The sequence below is a fragment of the Kitasatospora sp. NPDC036934 genome (assembly GCF_055608425.1).
The window spans coordinates 298,291-315,052 of sequence record NZ_JBVJQR010000006.1 but is presented as its reverse complement, the minus strand read 5'-3'; the positions used below and the strand labels follow the sequence as shown (position 1 = coordinate 315,052).

The window sequence follows — 16,762 nt, the reverse complement described above, 5'->3', positions numbered from 1 at the left end:
CTTGGGCGGGCGGTGGTCAGCCCAGGGTGAACCAGGTGCTGCGGGACTTCTTCCACTCCGGGTGGGTGAGGTCCTTGGCGTCCGTGCCGTCGGCGTACAGGTCGGCGGAGCCGTTGTCGGTGATCAGTTGGGCGCGGGCACCGGGGGCGTTCAGGTCCGGGACGTCCGGGACGGCCTCCCAGGCGCCGGCGTCGCTGGTCGGCAGGTCGATCAGCTTGACCGGCTGGGAGCCCGGCCGGCCGTCCCAGCGGTAGAGCGCGTACGGCTCGGAGTTGTCCTCGGCCGCCCAGGAGCCTGCCACGATCAGGTACTGGCCGAGCGCGTTGCGGCGCAGGTCGCGGACGGACAGGCCGCCGAGGTCCAGCTCGATCGGCTCGCCGATGGTCGCGTGCGCGGCCGAACCGTCGAACAGCGAAGGGAAGTTGGTGACCGGCACCAGCAGCGCCCGGCCGCCGGTGACCGCCGGGGTGAGCGGGGCGCGGAAGCCGATGTACGCGGTGCTGCCGCTGCCCGGGGCGAACTCCAGGCCCTCGACGTTGAATCCGTCGATCTGCTTGGGTGCCTGGCCCTCGGCGGATCCCGCCGCGAAGCCGTAGCGGTCGCCGTGCGCGGTGTCCCAGGCGATCAGGTCATCGCGCAGGCCGTGGTACGAACCGGCGAGTGACAGCTGGGTGTTGGCGCCGGAGCCGGTGACCTTGGTGGTGAACAGCGTGTGCCGGTCCGGCTTGACCTTGCCGTCCTTGTTGTTGCCGAGCGAGCCCGTCCAGTAGATCGTGTCGCCGACCCGGGCGGCGGCCTCGATGTCGATCTCCTTGGCGACGCCGAGCGCAGAGCTGAAGTCCCAGGTCCGCACCGGGGCACCGGAGTTGTTGCGGTCGTAGAGCCGCAGGGTGTTGGACTCGTCGTCGCCGACCAGGATGAAGCCGCCGCCCGCGTCCACGGCGGCCGAGGCGTCGCTGGAGCCGGTCAGGTAGCGGGTCGCGGCGGAGTCCCGGACGGCGGCCGAGACGGCGTAGTGCAGCGTCCGGGTGGCGGTCTTGCCGCCCAGGCCGGTCACCTTGACGGTCAGGTCGGTGTAGCCGACGCCCTGGGCGGCGACCGCCAGGGTGCGGGTGCCGCCGCTGCCGGTCACCGTCACGTCGCCGGCCCGGGCCACGCTGCCGCGGGTGCTGGCCGAGGCGGCGACCGTCAACGCCGACGCGGCGGCGCCGCTCTGGGCGACCGTCACGCTCACCGTGGGATCGCCGGTGGCGCCGACCGCGCCGGACAGGTAGCCGGCTGAGAAGGTGATGGTCGGGGTGCCGTACGAGGCCGCCGCGGACGGCACCGCGGGGAGCGCGAGCACGGGCACCGCCGCGACGGCGACGGCCAGCGGCAACAGCCGACGGGAGGACAGGATCACGGTGACAGCCCTTCGACGCTGGGGAGTTGGGGCGGAGCAAGCCTGCTGTGCATGGGCGAACGCCGACCCTACGTCAGCGAACCGTACGACGAACAGCAGGCTTCCGGTACCGGTCGTGCACTTCTGTTGCGGGTTGCGGGTTGCGGGTTGCGGGTTGCGGGTTGCGGGTTGGGGGCTCCGGTTCCGGGATTCGGTGCGCGGCTCGGTCGGGTGCTTCGGTCAGGCGGCGATCCCGGCCGCGCGCAGGCGGCGCTCCACCTCCTCCCAGGCCGGGGGGGCCGGGGCGGTCCGGTGGGTGCCCATGCCCTTGTCCTTGAAGCCGCTGGAGGTGGAGACGCAGACCACCGGGCCGTCGTCCGGGGCCTGCGCGCCGAGGCTGCGAAGTCCGGCCAGTCCGGCCGCCGCGGACAGTTCGGCCCACAGTCCGGCGCGGGCCATCTCGCGCTGGGCGTCCGCGAGTTGGCCGTCGTCCAGGGTGAGCGCCGCACCGCCGCTCTCGCGCACCGCCAGCACGCCCCGGTAGCCGCTGACCGGGGAGGCGATCGAGTAGGCCGCGCTCGGGCCGACCGCCACGTGTGCGGCCGGGAGTCCCTCGGCGAGCGCCCGGTGCAGCGGGCCGGAGGCCGCCGACTCGCAGGCGTGGATCCGCGGAACCCGGTCGGCGAGGCCCAGCCGACGCAGCTCGACGAAGCCCTTCCACACCCCGAAGAGCAGTTCGCCGTACCCGGTGGGGACGAACACCGCGCTCGGCACGCCGACGTCCTGGAAGATCTCGTACGCGACGGTCTTGTAGCCCTCGGGGCCGTAGGCGTGGCCCGTGTGGGTGGGCGTCAGGTTGCTGACCGGATGCAGGCCGAGCCGCTCGACGACCTGGCGCAGCAGCGGCCAGCGGGCCTCCCACGGGACGGGCAGCACCACGGCGCCGTAGGCGTTGAGGAAGGCGTCCACGGCGGGCGGGGTGTCCGGGCCGGTGAACACCACGCAGGGCAGCCCGGCGCGGGCGGCGTAGGCGGCCGCCGAGGCGCCGTGGTTGCCCGAGGAGGCGACCGCGATGCCGGGCGCGCCGGCGCCGACGGCGGCGCTGGTGGTGCAGCGGTTCAGCCGGTCCTTGTGGCTCCAGGTCGGGTTGCGGGACTCGTCCTTGACGTACACGCCCGGTTCGAGCTCGACCAGCGGGGTGGCGCCCTCGCCGAGCCCGGGGGCGAGCAGCGGGGGCAGCAGCGGCGCCCAGCGCTCCAGGCCGCCGCGGGTCCGCACCGGGGCGAACAGGGCAGCCGGGTCGACCTTGTCGTAGGCGTAGTCGACCTCGACCGGGTAGGAGACGTCCGCCGTGCCGGTGTTCGGACAGCCCGAGGTCAGCGGCGGGTGGAGGGGGTAGTCGAGGGTGGGGTCGCCGAGCGAGCGCTGGCCGGTTGCGAGGGAGTCGTCTGTTGCCATGTAAGTAGCCTAGGGCTGTTTCAGGTGCTACCGGACGAGTTTTTGAATCTTGACCGGTTGGGCACACTAGCGGGGGTGTCCGAGGACGGACAACGGAACGGAAGCCGGGGAGCGGGATGGACAGCGGGATTCGGGCGATGGTCGACGCGGTCGACGAGGCGCGGCGGCAGCTGCGGGAGAACGCCCTGCCGAAGGCGAAGGACAGCGGGCGGGACAAGGTCCCGGCGGCGGAGGCGGCTGTGATGCTCGGGGCGCTCGCCGATCTGGTGGAGGTCGCGGGCGAGCTGGCGGCGGCCCTCTCCGAGCGGATGGCCACGGCGCAGAGCCCCAAGGCCTACCACCTGGCGGGCGTGCGGCTCAGGGACGAGGCCGACCACCTGCGGGAGGCCGAGCGGGAGGTCGTCAAGCGGGTCGGCAGGGCGTGAGGTCGTCGAGCGGGTCGGCTGGGCGTGAGGTCGTCGAGCGGGTCGGCTGGGCGTGAGGTCGTCGAGCGGGTCGGCTGGGCGTGAGGTCGTCGAGCGGGTCGGCTGGGCGTGCCGCGGCCGCCGGTGCCCCGGGTGGGGCGCCGGCGGCCGTTCCGTCGGTCAGGGCCGGTGGTTGGAGAACTGCACCACCTGCTGGTACGTCGGGCGGTTCTGCCAGGTGGTCTTGTCGTCCGTCACCCCGCCCAGCGGGCGCTGGATGATGGTGTCGGCGCACCACTGGTCGCCCGCCGAGCAGTCCGTGTCACCCGGGTAGACCTGGGCGGACGACTGGGCAGCGGCCTGGGTGAGGGTGGTCAGCAGGACGTTGCGGCAGGCGGTGAGGTCGCCCCCGCCGCAGAACGGACGGGCCAGCGGCCCGGCCACCGGGTCGCCGAGGACGGCCCGCAGGTCCTTGTCCAGATAGCTCCACCAGCCGTACTGGAAGGCCGAACCCTTGTGCGGAATCGACTCGTTGGCGCTGACCGGGCCACCGGCCGTCGCCCCGGTCTGGCCGCCGGAGGGCGACTCGTTGATCTGCAGTGCGCCGGTCAGTGCGCCGAACAACTGGTCACCGAGACCCGGCCGCATCACGCCGTCGGCGACCAGCGGCCACCAGGCGTCCATCACCCGGATCGCGGCCGCGTCCGCGTAGGCGTGGCTGCCCGGTGAGGTCTCCTTGCGCTGGGCGCCGTCCGCGAGCCAGGCCTCCAGCTGCTGCAGGGCGGTGGCGGCGGCCGGGTCGGTGACCGGCGCGCTGCGCAGCACCCGGATCAGGTCGGGCAGCACGTCCTCGGCCCGGAGGTCGGCCAGGGCGGCGCCCTCCATCGCCTGGGTGAGGGTGACCCGGCTCGCCTTGCCGCCGTTCCGCAGCAGGGACTTGACCCGGTCGTCCAGCAGGTTGGCGCGGTGCACCGAGCCGTTGCCGAAGCCGGCCGCGGTGAAGCCGTCCGCCTGCTTGTTGTTCCAGGAGACGTAGTAGTCCTGGTCGACGGAGTGCGGGTGCTCGGCCGGCGGGGTGTACCGGGCGGTGTTCGTCGCCGGGTCGAAGTCCGCCCACTCGTAGGCCTGTTGGGCGAGCACCGGGAGCCCGGCGTCCACTCCGGGGGCGCGGACCGGGTTGCTGCCGGAGTTGTAGTACGCGATGTCGCGGGAGTCGGCGTAGAACCAGTTGAAGGTGTAGTTGATGTCCTGCGCCGCCTGCTGGAAGCTCTGGGCGTCGTGCACCGCGCCCGGGTCGTTCAACTCCTGGAAGCCGATGATGGAATCAGCCTCGTGCCGGTAGGTGGAACGCAGCGAGGTGAAGGCGACGGGCGCGCCGCCGACGGTGCCGCGGGCCGTCACCAGTCCGTAGTTCGAGCGGTAGGCCACCAGGGTGTACGAGCCGGCCGGGGTGGAGTCGGCGGTGGTCGGGTTCCACGCGTCCTTGCGCTCCAGCCGGTCGAAGGGCAGGCACTGCCCGTGCCAGAGATAGGAGTTGGCGGCAGCGGTGACCTGCGAGCCGTCGGTGGTGCAGAGCGGGACGGCGTAGGTGTCGGTGATGTCCTGCCCGGCGGAGGTGGCGCTCCAGGCGTAGTCCTGGCCGCGGCCGAGCTGCACGTAGAAGCTGAGGCCCGCGAAGGCCGCGCCGCGGGCGCTGATCCCGGGGCCCTGGATCTCCTCCAGCATCAGCAACTGCGGCGCGAAGTAACCGGTTTGCGGGCCGAAAACGGCGACCGGGTGGCCGTCGTCGGTGTGCGCGCCGGAGACCAGCAGGGCGTTGGACATGCCGTGCTTGGCGGTGAGCAGATTGCCGGGCAGGACGCCGTTCGCCTTCGTGGCCGCGGTGTTCGCCGATCCGGTGGCGTCGTAGATCATCCGTTCGGGCACCACCGAGCCCGGGTCGGGCAGCGCCTGGCCCTGCGGGGCGTCGGGCACGGTCGCGTACGGGAAGCTCTGCCCGTCGTGCAGGGTCTTGACCGCCTCCGGGTCGTCGGCCTCCCGCAGCGACTTCCACACCGCGTCCCCGGCGTCCTTGCCGTACCGGGCCTCGGCGGCCTCCTTGACCTGTGCGGAGGCCAGTTCGCCGCCCCCGCCGGAGCCGAACAGCGCGCCGACCACCGAGGCCAGGGCGACCAGGTCGGTCAGCTTGAACGGCTCGATCGAACCGGCGTTGGTGATCGGGTCGATGTGCCCGGTGAGGTCGTACTCGCCGGGGAAGGTCCGGCCGTTGTACGCCTGGGTGACGTACTGGTTGATGCCGTCCAGGTAGGCGTTGGCGTCCGCCAGCGCCTGGGTGGCCCGGCCGCCGCGGGCCGCCAGCGCGTCGATCTGCTGCTGCAACTCGGCCTCGGTGTACGGAGCGGCCTGCCAGAAGCTCTGCTCCAGCTGCCGGTTGGCGGCCGCGCCGCCCGCGAAGCCGGACAGCTGGCCCCGGCCGACGTGCCGGAACAGGTCCATCACCCACAGCCGGTCCTGCGCGGCGGCGTAGCCCGCGCCGAACTCGGTGCCGTACCGGGTGGTGCCGGTGATGTGCGGCACGCCGGTGGCCTTGTCGCGCACGATCGTCACGTCCGGGCGCGGGGTCGCGGTGCTGGCCACCTGGTCGGCCGGCACGCCGAACGACGCGTCGTTGAAGAAGCTGCGCAACCCGGCCTCGGTCAGCCCCGGATAGCCGGAGGCGAGGCCGGAGTACGGGCCCAACTGGTCGTCGGTGTGGGCGGGGCGGCTGCCGAACATCCGGTTGAGCAGGATCTCGGCGAGCGTCGCATTGCCGTTCTCACCGGGCGGCAGGATGTCGGTGCACCGGCCGCCGCAGTAGTCCGGCGCGGCGGTGGGGGTCGCGGTCGCGGTCGTGGGGGCGGTGAGGGCGGCGGTCACGAACAGGGCCGACGCGAGAGCGACGGCGGCGAACCGGAGGGGGCGGGGGTGGGGGCGTGGGGGTCTGCGCAAGGCGAGCTCCTCCGTCGAAGCCACGGGGAGTCGACGGTAGGGGTGCTACTGGACGGTTGGCTAGTGGCGTGCATGCCATTTCGCTTCCGGTGCCCAGGAGTTGGGCTTGATCGTGGGGCGGGGCGGTGGGTCGGGCCCGGTCGGGCGGATGGGGGCGGCTCTGACTGTCGGTGGGGTCGGCTAGGGTCGCCCGGGTCGATGGAGATCGTCCGCCGTGAGGTGCGGGGCAGGAGGCAGTGGCGTGGCTGGGGCAGGTACGGGGGACAGGCTGGTTCGGGAGTTGTCGGCTGCCGGGGAGTCGTGCTGGGAGCGGGCGTACCTGGACCTGGGGGCTGCGGGGGAGGAGCCGCTGCGGTCGGTCGAGGGGTTCCAGCTGCTGGGGGAGGCGCGCTACGAGGCCTGGGAGGGGCCGGTGGCGGTGCTGCTGGACGGTGGGAGCGGGGAGGTGTTCCTGGGGCGGCCGGGTGATGACGGGGTGCTGCAGCGGGACTTGCTGGCCAGCAGTCCGGCGTGCCTGGTCGCGCTGGCGCGGGTGATGGAGGCGCTCGGCGGGGGGCGGGAGTACGGTCCGGCGGCCGTCGCCGAGGTCGAGCGGGTCGGGCGGGAGCGGCTGCGTGCGGCGGATCCGGAGTTGTACCGGCGGACGGGCGGGCGGCCGGCGCACTGGGAGACGGCGCTGACGATCCGTGCCCTCGCCCGGGGTGCCCGGGCCGGCGGTGCGGAGGGGCTGGCGTACGTGGTCACGCCGGAGCTGGTAGAGGACCTCGCGACGCTGGAGGGCGGCGGGGGTGACGTCCGCCGGTTCGCGGAGGCCGAACTGCCGGCGGGCGTCAGCCACGGCCCGAGTCGCCGTCTGCTGACCGAGATCGGTCTGCCGCTCTCCGGTGAGTGCCTGCTCTCCGTCGAGGCCGAGGGGCCGCTGCGCACCCTGGCGGAGCACTCTCCGCAGAACTTCGACCCCGAGAACGAGGAGGAGTTGTCGATCCGCGCGTACCAGGGCGGGTTCCTGGTCGTCGGCGAGTGGATGTACGACCTCGACGTCGTGCTCGACGGTGCCACCGGCCGGGTCGAACTCCCGGACTTCTGGGACGACGGTGATCCGGCCGCGTACCTGCACCGCGACCTGTCCGCGCTGCTGTACACGCTCTGGACGTTCCACCGGCTGCGGGTTGCGCGGGAGGCGGCGTACCGGCTGCGGCGGGAGGCTCCGTGGTCGGTCTTCGACCCGTGTGAACTCTTCGACGGCGCGGCCGAGGCGGCGATGCGGGCCCTCGACGCGGAGGCGTTCGCGAGCGAGAAGCACTTCTGGCCGATGCGGATCGACGACGGGCACATGGGCAGTCTGCTGGAGTAGGGGGTCGGCCGGTGGATCGGCGAGTGGTCGAGGTGGTGTGGCGGTGGAAGGAGCTGCCGCTGCTGGCCGGGATCACGGTGGCGGCGGTGGGCGGGGTGGCCGCGCTGCTGGTGTGGGCGGAGGTGCTGCTCGGGGGGAGCGCGCTGCTGGCAGTGGCGGGGTGGGTGGTGCTGTCGTTCCTCGCCGTGTTCGGCAACGGGGTGCTGCTGGTCGCGGCGGCCGGTGCCCTGCGGGGCGGCCGGTGGGGGTCCGGTCCGGATTCGGTCAGGCGGCCGGGCGGGCGCGGGCGTTGGCCGGATGGGCGCCGGTCGGTGCGGTGCAGGTGATCGGGGCGTTCTTGCTGGTCGGCCTGCCGTGGTCGCTGAGGAGCCACCTGGTGGTGCCGGGGGTAGTGCTGGACGGGGCGGGGGTGCGCGAGGCGATGCGAAGTTCGCGGGAGGTGTACCGGCGGGACCGCGGGGAGTTCATGCGGGGGTCGACCTGGTCGGCGCTGCCGTTCATGGTGGCGTTCCTGCCCTCCGTGGCGGTGTTCGTGGAGGGGCTGACAGCGGCCGACCGGGGGTTCGGGGTGGTGCTGATGGCCGGGGCGGTGCTGTGCCTGTGGGCGGGTGTGACGGTGACGGTGAGCCTGTTCGGGGTGGCGCGGGCGCGGCTGCACCTGGCTCACCAGGGGGCGGCGGCGTACGTCCCGGCGGGGGGATAGCGCGCGGGCCGGCAGCCGTGGGGGCGGCTGCCGGCCCGGGGCCGTGCCCGGCTCGGTCGGGCAGATGCGGGGGCGGGTGGGGCTGTCAGGGCTTGAGGACTTCGGGTTACCGTCCGGAGCGGCTGCGGGTCGACGGCGCCGTGATGCGGACCCGGGTGGTGGCGGGGGCCTTCTCGATGTCTTCCAGCTGGGCCAGGATGGTGGCGCGCAGCTCGTTGTCGTCCTCGAAGTGGTGGTCGTTGAAGAGGGTGTAGCCCGTCCACATCAGGTTGGCGCAGACCCGGGCCGGCACCCGGCCGGTCTGGGCGCCCATGCCGACCAGGGCCACCGAGCGGATGCTGCCCGGGGCCAGCCGGTTCTGCCGGTGGACGGCCTGGAAGGCGGCTGCGCAGGCCAGGGCGACGTTGAGGGTCTCGCTCACGTTCTGCGAGGAGCTCTGCATCGTGGGCGCGGAGATGAGGAACCTGGGGGTGACGGCGCCGGAGGGCACGCAGACCGCGCTGCCCACCGGCAGGCTGCCCGCGTGGTGGTCGCGTATCGCGCGCTGCACCTTCAGCTGGATGCCCGCGCCCAGGTGGCGCTTGATCGCGGCGTCCGTCCCGCCGTCCATCCGGCCCCTGGAGTTGGTCGGGCTGACCCAGGCGTCGACCTGCTCGGTGAGGATCGAGCCGTGCCGGATCTCGATCTCGGGGGTGTCGGCGAAGGCGGCCCGCCACGACTCGACCACCGTCGCGTTGAGGTCCGTCAGCACCACCCGGAGCGGGGACTGCGCGCGGTCCGTCGTCATGCTGCAACTCCTGTCGTACGGCAAGGCCCGGGAGAGGGGCCCCGGGGGTCTCTCGTTGTCGGTTCCGACGCTAGTGGGTGCCACTGACAGTCCGTCGCCCGCTCAGCGGGCGGGCCGGAGTGTCAGTCCGGGCTGTTAGGAAGGTGTCGTCCGCCGAAGAACTGACGGACCGTCATCCAATGCCCTTGACCAGCCGGAGTACCACCATGAGCGCTGCCGACACCTCCGCCACCACCCAGCCCGACCCGAACGACCCGCTGGCCCTCGCCGAGCTCTTCCAGGGCGGCGGCGAGCCGTGGCTGCCGGTGCTGAAGCCCGTCATCGAGGCGCAGTCCGGCGCGGCCTCGTTCATCGGCCCGGGGCGCGGCCCGGACGTCGTGCCGGTCCGCGAGCTGACCTTCCAGGCGCTCAAGCCGCACGCCCCGCACAAGTGGAAGGTGGTGGTCTTCGGCCAGAACCCGTACCCGCGGCCGGAGAGCGCCACCGGCATCGCGATGTTCGACAACGCCTTCCACGACTGGAAGGACAGCCAGTTCGGCCGGGTGATCAGCATCCGCTGCATCATCAAGGCCGCGGCGATGTGGAAGTACGGCATCCCCAAGAAGACGCCGATCGCGGACATACGGGCGCTGCTGAAGAAGGAGGAGACGGTCCAGCCGCCGGAGTGGTTCCAGGCGATGCTGACCCAGGGCGTGCTGCTGCTGAACGCGGCGCTCACCGCCAGCGCCGACGGCGCGATGGGCCCGGACCAGCACACCGGGTTCTGGCGGCCGGTGGCCGAGCGGATCGTGGAGGAGATCCTGCGGGCCAAGCAGCAGGCGGGGGAGGAGGACCGCGGCGTCGTCTTCGCCTGGTGGGGTGCGCACGCGCGCAGCCTGAAGAGCGTGGTGCAGCGGCTGGAGAAGAAGTACCCGGAGGTCGAGGTCCGGCACATCGACCACGCCAACCCGGCGGCCCAGGGCGACATCTTCTGCGACAACGAGCACTTCGCCACGGTGAACGCCGCCCTGGCCTCGCTCGGTGCGGACGAGGTGGACTGGCTGCCCAGCAAGGGATGGAACGCGGGTGCGGCGGCGGGTGCGGGCGCGGACGGCGGCGTCGCCGAGCGGATGGGCGCGTTCATCGCCTCCACGATGGAGCTGCACCAGCTGTACCTGGACCGCCTGGCCGGCGTGAAGGACGAGGGCCTCGAACTCCCGGCGATCAGCGGGGTGTTCGACACGCCGATGATGGACTTCCGGGATGCCGTGGCGCCGGTGGCCGAGCTGCTGCGCGGCCTGGACCGGCACATCGCCGTGTCGCACGACTTCGGCAGGCGGCGGGCGGGCGAGGGCGCGGCGGCGGGGCTGTCCGCGGACGCGGTCGCCGCGCTGTACCTCTACACCTGCGAGTCCGCGTTCTACCGGGAGATCAACGCGGTGCTGCGCTCGCCGGACCGCGGCCGGCTGGTGCCGTACCTGCCCTACCTACGGCTGCTGTTCGCGGCGGTGTCGCAGCTGCCGGTGCGGACGGAGCCGCTCTGGCGCGGGGTCTCGCTGGACCTGCGCAAGCAGTACCCGCTGGGGCGGACGGTGACGTGGTGGGGCGTGTCCTCCTGCACCTCCGAGCTGGGGGTTGCGCAGGCCTTCCTCGGCAGCCGGGGCAAGCGGACGCTGTTCGAGGTGCGGCCGCTGCGCGCGACCGGGATCCAGCGGTTCTCGGCGTTCACGGGCGAGGAGGAGTACATCCTGCTGCCGGGCACCCAGTTGGAGGTCACGGACGTCCAGGCCCGGCGCGGCGGGCTGTGCACCGTGACGCTGACCGAGATCGCGGAGGGGCCGCTGGTGTCCTGAACCCCGTGCTGACCGGATGACGTCGGAAGCCCAGGGCCTCGGCGGGTCGCGATGGGCCTCGGCGGGTCTCGACGGGCCTCGGCGGGTCTCGGCGGATTGGCCGATGCGAGTTCCCCGTGGGTTTCGCCGCGGGTTTCCCTCCCGGGGTGGCGAGTTGGAGAAATCGGAGCGCTTTCGGGTGGGGGCGCCGTAGAGTGGGACGGTCGATGATCGTCAACTATTGAGCGTGCTCACTCAGCTGAGGTACAGTCATCAGCGGTTGATCGGCACACCATTCATCATCCTCGATGGCAGAACCGACCAGGCGGCACAACCGGCCTCCGCAGAGCGGCGATCCAGAGCGGATCGAATGGGTTCTGGCAGCTATTCCAGAAAGGCCGCTTCGGAGACCATGGACTTTCCGGACGACCTCGGGCCAATAGCCGGACTTCCGGGATGGCGCCCGTGAACGGCCAGATACCTCCCGACAAATGGTTCGTTTCCCGAGAATTGCGTCCGGAGGCGCCGGTCAGGCTCGTCTGCTTCCCCTATGCGGGCGGCGCCACGGCCGTCTACACCCGCTGGCCGGCCGCGCTCGGCCCCGGCGTCGAGGTCGCCGCGCTGGCCCTGCCCGGCCGGGAGCGCAGGCTCGGTGAGCCGGCGGCCGTCGAGGTGGAGCGGATCGGGGAAGCCGTCGCCGCGACCGCCGACCGGCCGTACGCGCTGTTCGGGCACTCGATGGGCGCCCTGCTGGCGTTCGAGGTGGTCCGCTGGCTGCGCCGGGCCGGGGCCCGACTGCCCGTCCACCTCTTCGTGTCGGGCTGCCCCCGGCCCGACCACCAGCGCGGCGAGGACATCTTCGACGGCCTGTCCGCCCTGCCCGACGGCGAGATGCTGACACGGCTGGTCCGGGGCGGCGGCCTGCCCGCCTTCGTCCTGGACGAGCCGGAGCTGTTGGAGCTCGTCCTGCCCGTCTGCCGGGCGGACTTCGGCTGGCTGGACGCCTACGACTGCGGCGACGAACCGCCGGTGCCGGTGCCGATCACCGCCTTCGTCGGCACCGAGGACGCCTCGGCCCGCCCCGAGGACACGGCCGGCTGGGCCGTGCACACCACCGGGCCGTTCACCCAGCACGCCGTGCCGGGCGGCCATTTCTTCCTCGACGACAACCTGGACGCCATCAGCCGGGCGATCCGCGCCGGGCTCGGGAGCCCCGAAGCGTGACGCCGGGCGCCCCTGCCGGGGCCTGCGCGAGGAGGCCCGGCCGGAACCCGCGGGGTGGGCCATGGCCAGGGGTCCAGGGACGGGCGGCGGTTCGGAACGACGAGTCAGGAACGGTGATGGGGGACGGAACCACCGGGCGGTGCACCCTCCGCCACCCCGCGCGGCCTGCGCGAGGACTACTGAGGAGCACGTCATGACGGTGACCGGTCGGATCGAGGGCGTACCGAGCGAGGTGTGGCGCCAGGAGGTGCTGGCGCCGCAGTTCGCCTGCGAGGCCGAACACCTGCTGCGGCACTACGTGCAGATCGAGCGGGCGCTGCTGCTGGAGTACCGGCGGATGGGACTGGTCGACGGGGCCGGCCCCGTCCCGCCGTTCGCCGCCGAGTCAGGCCGACCGATGGCGGTGCTCAGGGCAGCACGCTGCCGCGACTCCTGATCACTCCATGACAGTAGGGGCTGCCCACCGGCTGTGCATGCAAAAGAATGAACTGACGAACAATTCCGATGAGTTGGTGTTGTTCCGGCGAGGAGATCACGACCACCCTTGACGGCGGATCGACACGCTGAATAGCATCCGAAGAGTTCGAGGTGGGGGCATGACCGCACCCAAGTCGGTGACTCGGCACATGAGTTCGTCACTGGCTATCCGAACTGCATTCACTTCTGCCTCTCCAAGGGCCTCGGCGCGCCGGTCGGTTCGATGGCGGCCGGCAGCGCGGAGTTCGTCGAGAAGGTCCGCCGGCTGCGCAAGATGCTCGGCGGCGGGATGTGCCAGTCCGGTCTGCTGGCCGCTGCCACCCTGGTCGCCCTGGGCGCCCGGGGGCGGCTGGCCGAAGACCACGCCAACGCCCGGCGGCTGGCCGAGGGGCTGGCCGCGCTCCCCGGCGTGCGGCTGGACGTCGACACCGTCGCGACCAACATCGTCATCTTCGAGGTCATCGACGAGCGCTTCACCTGGCGCACCTTCCTGGACTCGCTGGCCCGCCACGGCGTGGCCGCCGCCGAGTTCGGCCACGGCCGGATCCGCCTGGTGGTCCACCACAGGGTGAGCGCCGAGGACGTGACGGCCGCCGTCGCGATCGTGGCCCGGGTGCGAGGACGGCCCCGCGCCCGCCTGATCCGCCTGCGGTCGGCCTCCCGACCGGCCTCCCCGGCAACCGCACCGGCAACCGTGCCAGGGCGCGAACGACCCTTCCGCGCTCCGGGCCTGACGTTCACGAATCGGTGTCGGCGGGTAGTCGGATGGGTGCCGAGAGTAGCCGAGTGGGGGGTGATGCAGGGAGCGACGATGCCGGAACACGAGGAGAGCGGCGCGCGGGCCGGGACCGAAGGCCCGGAGGGTCGACGGGTGCCGCCCCAGGGAAGACCGGGCGCGGCCGATCCGGCCCCCGCTTCCCCCGGGGCGGGCGGCGCGGTCCGCTGGCCCGAGCAGATGCTGCCGCTGCTGCGCACCCCCACCACCGCCCACCCGCCGGCCGGTCACGGCGAGGCGGACGACGGCGGCGCCGACGGGCCGGCTCCCGGCGAGGTGGCCGTCGTGCTCGGCCTGGCGCTGCTGGTGGGCGAGTTGATGCTGGCCTGCGGAGAGGCCGCCGAGGACGTCGAGGCGGCGATGCTCGCCGTGGCGCGGACCTACCGGGCCCGCGCCTGCGAGCCCCAGGTGACCTTCACCCGGGTGGCGATCTCCTACCAGCCCGGCCACGGCGAGCCGCCGGTGACGGCCGAGCGCTTCGTGCGCCGCCCCGCCGGGGACTACGCGGGCCTCGCGGCGCTGTTCCGGCTGGTCACCGAGATCACGGCGGGCGGGGTCGCCGTCGAGGACGCCCACCGTCGGCTGCGGGCCGTGCGCCGGCACTGCCGCCACTACCCGGCCTGGGTGCTGGTGCTCTCCTCCGGCCTGCTGGCCGGCGCCGCCACCCTGCTGGTCGGCAGCCGGGCCGACGCCCGGGCCTGGCTGGTGTTCGTGAGTGCCGTGGTCACCACGATGGCGGGTGCCCTGCTGGCCGCCCTGGTCGAGCGGCACGACCTGCCGGAGTTCTACCGGATCGCCGCGGCCGCGACCCCGGCCGCGGTGGTCGGCATGCTGATGTCCTTCAACCAACTGCACCTGCGCGGCTCGGTGGTGATCACCGGAGGGCTGTACGCGCTGCTGCCCGGCTGGCCCATGGTGGCGGCCGTGCAGGACGGCCTCGCGGGCTTCTACCTCACCGCTGCGGCCAGGCTGCTGGAGGTGCTCTACCTGCTGGCGGGCGTGGTCGTCGGGGTGATGACCGTGCTCTACATCGGGGTCAACAACGGCGCCGACCTGGCCGCCCAGAGCGGCCCGGCGGCGCCCGCCAACCCGCCGCTGCAGCTGGCGGCGGCGGTCCTGCTGGCGCTGGCCTTCGCGGTGCTGCTCAACACCGAGCCGGCTACCCTGCCGGCCGTCCTGGTCAACAGCGCGGCGGGCTGGACGACGTACTCGGTGCTGGCCGGCGCCGGCGCGGAGCCGATCATGGCCACCGGCCTCGCCGCGGTGCTGGTGGGCCTGTCCGGCCAGTTGATGGCCCGGTACCGGGGCAGTTCGGTGCTGCCGTTCGTCACCGCCGCCCTGGGGGCGCTGCTGCCCGGGTCGGTGCTGTACTTCGGCCTGCTCGCCTTCGTCCGCGGCGAGCCCGAGGCCGGGCTCAGCGGCCTGGGGCACGCCACGGCCACCGCGATGGCCCTCGCCATCGGTGTCAACCTCGGGCGGGAGGCGGCCCGGCTGTTCCTCCCGGTGCGGGGGCCGGCCCCGACCGTCCGCCGCCGGGGCCGGCACCGGCGCTGACGGGTGCTCTCGGTCGGGCCGGCGGCCAAGGGCGGGCATGAACGGGCGGGACGGGGTTAGACGAACGGGGCAACCACCCCGACCGGAAGGATCCGCCGTGGCCGACCTCTCCCGCCTGCCCGAAGCACCCGAGCGCCGCTGGCGCCCCGCGCCGACGGCGGCCTGCCGCGGCGCCGACCACGGGTCGCTGTTCCTCCCCGCCGCCGAGCACGGCGCCGCCGCGACGGCGCGGGAGGAGGCGGCGAAGGCCCTCTGTGCGGGCTGCGAGGCGCGGGTGGACTGCCGTCGGCACGCGCTCGCGGTGCGGGAGCCGTACGGCGTCCGGGGCGGTCTGACGGCGGCGGAGCGCCGCGCCCTGTTCACCGGCGACCCCGGCGCCCCGGCTCCCCGCCTCTGAGGACGGAGGGTCGGTCGGGGTTTGCCGGGCCCGGACAGCGGTAGACGCGGTTCATGGGCACGGCGGAGGACGTGACGGCTCCGCCACCCGGGCCGGCTCCGCGCCGAGCGCGCCGCGGTCGGCCTCCTCGGCCACCGTCCCCATCAACCTAGGGAGACACCGTGATCATCCTGGGCGTCATCCTGCTCATCGTCGGCTTCGTCATCGGGTTCCCGATCCTGTGGACCATCGGGATCATCCTGGTCGCCATCGGCCTCGTCCTGTGGGTCGCCGGCACCGTCGGGCACGCTGTCGGCGGACGGCGTCACTACTACTGACCGGCAGCCGCCCGCACTCGGGTCGGGCCGGCCAGGAGGATCCTCCTGGCCGGCCCGCGCCGGTCGCGCCGGACTGCCGTCAGGGCGCCACCGCGTCCGCTCCGGGCGGCTCCGGCTCGTCGTCGTGGGTCTCGGCCCGGCGCCGGACGTCCGCCGGGGTGGGGGCGGTGATCGAGCGCTCCTCGGCGGACCGCTCCCGGTCCCCGACCGGCCCCTCCGCCTTCTCCCGGACGTCGGCCGGGGTGGGCGATGTGATCGAACGTTCCTCGGCGGACCGCTCCTGCACCGGTTCGTCCGGCTGGGTCCCGTGGTGGTCACGCGTGGTCATGGTTCGCTCCCCTTCCGAGGCGGCTGCGGATGGACGACCAAGCGGGTGCCCGGAAAGTCCGGTGCCGAATCAGCCGGAACGGGCCGACGGCCGGGGTGCCCGGCCGCCCTGGCGCCTCGGCTCAGCGGCGGGAGGACCTCGGCTCAGCAGTGGGAGGACCTCGGCTCAGCAGTGGGAGGACCTCAGCTCAGCAGTGGGAGGAAGAGGGTGTCCACGATCTCCTCCAGGACGGCGTCGGGCACCGGAGCGTAGGTGGCGAGGATCTCGTGGCGCAGCAGGTCGAAGGGGAGGGACTTGAGGCGGGCGGTGAGGCGCTCCGGGTCGACCTCGCCGCGGGCGGCGGCGCGGGCGTAGAGGGTGTCGAGGGCTTCCGCGCGGCCGGTGACAAGGGGGTCACGCAGCTCGCCGGGGGCGGTGCCGGTCTGCTGGTGGTGGTCGGCGAGGTGCAGGTTCATCACGGTGATGAACTGCGCCCGGGTGGAGTTGATCTCCCGCATCAGGGTGAGCACGTCCCCGCGCAGGCTGCCGGTGTCGGGGGTGTCGAGGCGGGCCCGGCGGAGGGCGTGGACGAGGGCGGCGCGGACCAGTTCGTCGCGGTTGGACCAGCGGCGGTAGAGGACGGGCGGGCTGGTGCCGGCGCGTTTGACGACGGCGTCCACGGTGAACCGGGTGTAGCCGTGTTCGGCGAGTTCCTCCCAGGCCGCGTCGAGGAGTGCCTTCTCCAGTGCCGCCCCGCGGCGCCGCTCGGTCATCTGGGGACCTCCCGTTAGAAAGAGTTGTCTTTCTTATCCTAGCGCCCTACTG

Annotated in this window: 16 protein-coding genes and 1 pseudogene; 11 read left to right on the top strand and 6 right to left on the bottom strand. The window is 73.2% G+C overall.

The genetic code is table 11. From position 1 onward, the window contains the following. Positions 1-16: 16 nt before the first annotated feature. Positions 17-1,402, bottom strand: coding sequence for a hypothetical protein (locus ACZ7BZ_RS11990; RefSeq protein WP_470358252.1), 1,386 nt, complete (start codon positions 1,400-1,402; stop codon positions 17-19). Positions 1,403-1,621: 219 nt separating this feature from the next. Next, positions 1,622-2,839, bottom strand: coding sequence for a threonine synthase (locus tag ACZ7BZ_RS11985; protein ID WP_470358251.1), 1,218 nt, complete (start codon positions 2,837-2,839; stop codon positions 1,622-1,624). 116 nt (positions 2,840-2,955) lie between these two features. Here ACZ7BZ_RS11985 and ACZ7BZ_RS11980 point away from each other — a divergent pair, with 116 nt between their 5' ends. Continuing rightward, on the top strand, positions 2,956-3,264 hold the full coding sequence (locus ACZ7BZ_RS11980; RefSeq protein ID WP_470358250.1) for a hypothetical protein: 309 nt from the start codon (positions 2,956-2,958) through the stop codon (positions 3,262-3,264). A 159-nt stretch (positions 3,265-3,423) separates the two neighbouring features. Here ACZ7BZ_RS11980 and ACZ7BZ_RS11975 read toward each other — a convergent pair whose 3' ends face one another. Next, positions 3,424-6,231 (bottom strand): penicillin acylase family protein, encoded by a 2,808-nt coding sequence (locus ACZ7BZ_RS11975; RefSeq protein ID WP_470358249.1) that lies wholly within the window; start codon positions 6,229-6,231, stop codon positions 3,424-3,426. Positions 6,232-6,472: 241 nt separating this feature from the next. On the opposite strand from ACZ7BZ_RS11975, the gene ACZ7BZ_RS11970 reads away from it, so the two are divergent. From ACZ7BZ_RS11970 to ACZ7BZ_RS11960, 3 genes are read left to right on the top strand one after another with little or no spacing between them, the layout of a single operon-like run. Continuing rightward, positions 6,473-7,585, top strand: a complete 1,113-nt coding sequence (locus tag ACZ7BZ_RS11970) for an SUKH-4 family immunity protein (protein WP_470358248.1) — start codon at positions 6,473-6,475, stop codon at positions 7,583-7,585. An 11-nt stretch (positions 7,586-7,596) separates the two neighbouring features. Then, the gene (locus ACZ7BZ_RS11965) at positions 7,597-7,911 is read left to right on the top strand and encodes a hypothetical protein (protein ID WP_470358247.1); all 315 of its coding nucleotides are present in this window, start codon (positions 7,597-7,599) and stop codon (positions 7,909-7,911) included. Next, complete coding sequence (locus tag ACZ7BZ_RS11960; protein ID WP_470358246.1) at positions 7,908-8,288, top strand: hypothetical protein; 381 nt, start codon at positions 7,908-7,910, stop codon at positions 8,286-8,288. The genes ACZ7BZ_RS11965 and ACZ7BZ_RS11960 overlap by 4 nt, the downstream gene beginning before the upstream one ends. A gap of 106 nt (positions 8,289-8,394) precedes the next feature. On the opposite strand, the gene ACZ7BZ_RS11955 is transcribed toward ACZ7BZ_RS11960, so the two are convergent. Beyond that, positions 8,395-9,075, bottom strand: coding sequence for a macro domain-containing protein (locus tag ACZ7BZ_RS11955; protein WP_470358245.1), 681 nt, complete (start codon positions 9,073-9,075; stop codon positions 8,395-8,397). A 206-nt stretch (positions 9,076-9,281) separates the two neighbouring features. Here ACZ7BZ_RS11955 and ACZ7BZ_RS11950 point away from each other — a divergent pair, with 206 nt between their 5' ends. The 7 genes and pseudogenes from ACZ7BZ_RS11950 (at position 9,282) to ACZ7BZ_RS11920 (ending at position 15,630) form a co-directional block, all read left to right on the top strand. Beyond that, on the top strand, positions 9,282-10,907 hold the full coding sequence (locus tag ACZ7BZ_RS11950; protein ID WP_470358244.1) for an ADP-ribosyltransferase domain-containing protein: 1,626 nt from the start codon (positions 9,282-9,284) through the stop codon (positions 10,905-10,907). A 444-nt stretch (positions 10,908-11,351) separates the two neighbouring features. Further along, complete coding sequence (locus ACZ7BZ_RS11945; RefSeq protein ID WP_470358243.1) at positions 11,352-12,110, top strand: thioesterase II family protein; 759 nt, start codon at positions 11,352-11,354, stop codon at positions 12,108-12,110. Between the two features lie 193 nt (positions 12,111-12,303). Continuing rightward, on the top strand, positions 12,304-12,546 hold the full coding sequence (locus tag ACZ7BZ_RS11940; protein ID WP_470358242.1) for a hypothetical protein: 243 nt from the start codon (positions 12,304-12,306) through the stop codon (positions 12,544-12,546). Positions 12,547-12,729: 183 nt separating this feature from the next. Next, a pseudogene (locus ACZ7BZ_RS11935) lies at positions 12,730-13,029 on the top strand (beta-eliminating lyase-related protein); the annotation flags it as partial. Between the two features lie 354 nt (positions 13,030-13,383). Beyond that, positions 13,384-14,916: a threonine/serine exporter family protein gene (locus ACZ7BZ_RS11930; protein ID WP_470358278.1), complete on the top strand. Its 1,533-nt coding sequence runs from the start codon at positions 13,384-13,386 to the stop codon at positions 14,914-14,916. A 97-nt stretch (positions 14,917-15,013) separates the two neighbouring features. After that, positions 15,014-15,313 (top strand): WhiB family transcriptional regulator, encoded by a 300-nt coding sequence (locus ACZ7BZ_RS11925; protein ID WP_470358241.1) that lies wholly within the window; start codon positions 15,014-15,016, stop codon positions 15,311-15,313. A 161-nt stretch (positions 15,314-15,474) separates the two neighbouring features. After that, on the top strand, positions 15,475-15,630 hold the full coding sequence (locus ACZ7BZ_RS11920) for a DUF6131 family protein (protein WP_380460322.1): 156 nt from the start codon (positions 15,475-15,477) through the stop codon (positions 15,628-15,630). Between the two features lie 79 nt (positions 15,631-15,709). Here the strand turns inward: ACZ7BZ_RS11920 and ACZ7BZ_RS11915 are convergent, their stop codons facing one another. Together ACZ7BZ_RS11915 and ACZ7BZ_RS11910 are read right to left on the bottom strand one after the other, a co-directional pair. Continuing rightward, positions 15,710-15,958 carry a hypothetical protein gene (locus ACZ7BZ_RS11915; protein WP_470358240.1) on the bottom strand — a complete coding sequence of 83 codons (249 nt, stop codon included), beginning with the start codon at positions 15,956-15,958 and terminating at the stop codon, positions 15,710-15,712. Positions 15,959-16,140: 182 nt separating this feature from the next. Next, positions 16,141-16,710 carry a TetR/AcrR family transcriptional regulator gene (locus ACZ7BZ_RS11910; RefSeq protein ID WP_470358239.1) on the bottom strand — a complete coding sequence of 190 codons (570 nt, stop codon included), beginning with the start codon at positions 16,708-16,710 and terminating at the stop codon, positions 16,141-16,143. Between the last annotated feature and the right edge of the window lie 52 nt (positions 16,711-16,762).

Bases quoted from the DNA above. Each gene is read 5' to 3' on its own strand.
- ACZ7BZ_RS11985 (WP_470358251.1), bottom strand. From the start codon at position 2,839: ATGGCAACAGACGACTCCCTCGCAACCGGCCAGCGCTCGCTCGGCGAC.
- ACZ7BZ_RS11980 (WP_470358250.1), top strand. From the start codon at position 2,956: ATGGACAGCGGGATTCGGGCGATGGTCGACGCGGTCGACGAGGCGCGG.
- ACZ7BZ_RS11955 (WP_470358245.1), bottom strand. From the start codon at position 9,075: ATGACGACGGACCGCGCGCAGTCCCCGCTCCGGGTGGTGCTGACGGAC.
- ACZ7BZ_RS11950 (WP_470358244.1), top strand. From the start codon at position 9,282: ATGAGCGCTGCCGACACCTCCGCCACCACCCAGCCCGACCCGAACGAC.
- ACZ7BZ_RS11940 (WP_470358242.1), top strand. From the start codon at position 12,304: ATGACGGTGACCGGTCGGATCGAGGGCGTACCGAGCGAGGTGTGGCGC.
- ACZ7BZ_RS11930 (WP_470358278.1), top strand. From the start codon at position 13,384: ATGCAGGGAGCGACGATGCCGGAACACGAGGAGAGCGGCGCGCGGGCC.
- ACZ7BZ_RS11915 (WP_470358240.1), bottom strand. From the start codon at position 15,958: ATGACCACGCGTGACCACCACGGGACCCAGCCGGACGAACCGGTGCAG.
- ACZ7BZ_RS11910 (WP_470358239.1), bottom strand. From the start codon at position 16,710: ATGACCGAGCGGCGCCGCGGGGCGGCACTGGAGAAGGCACTCCTCGAC.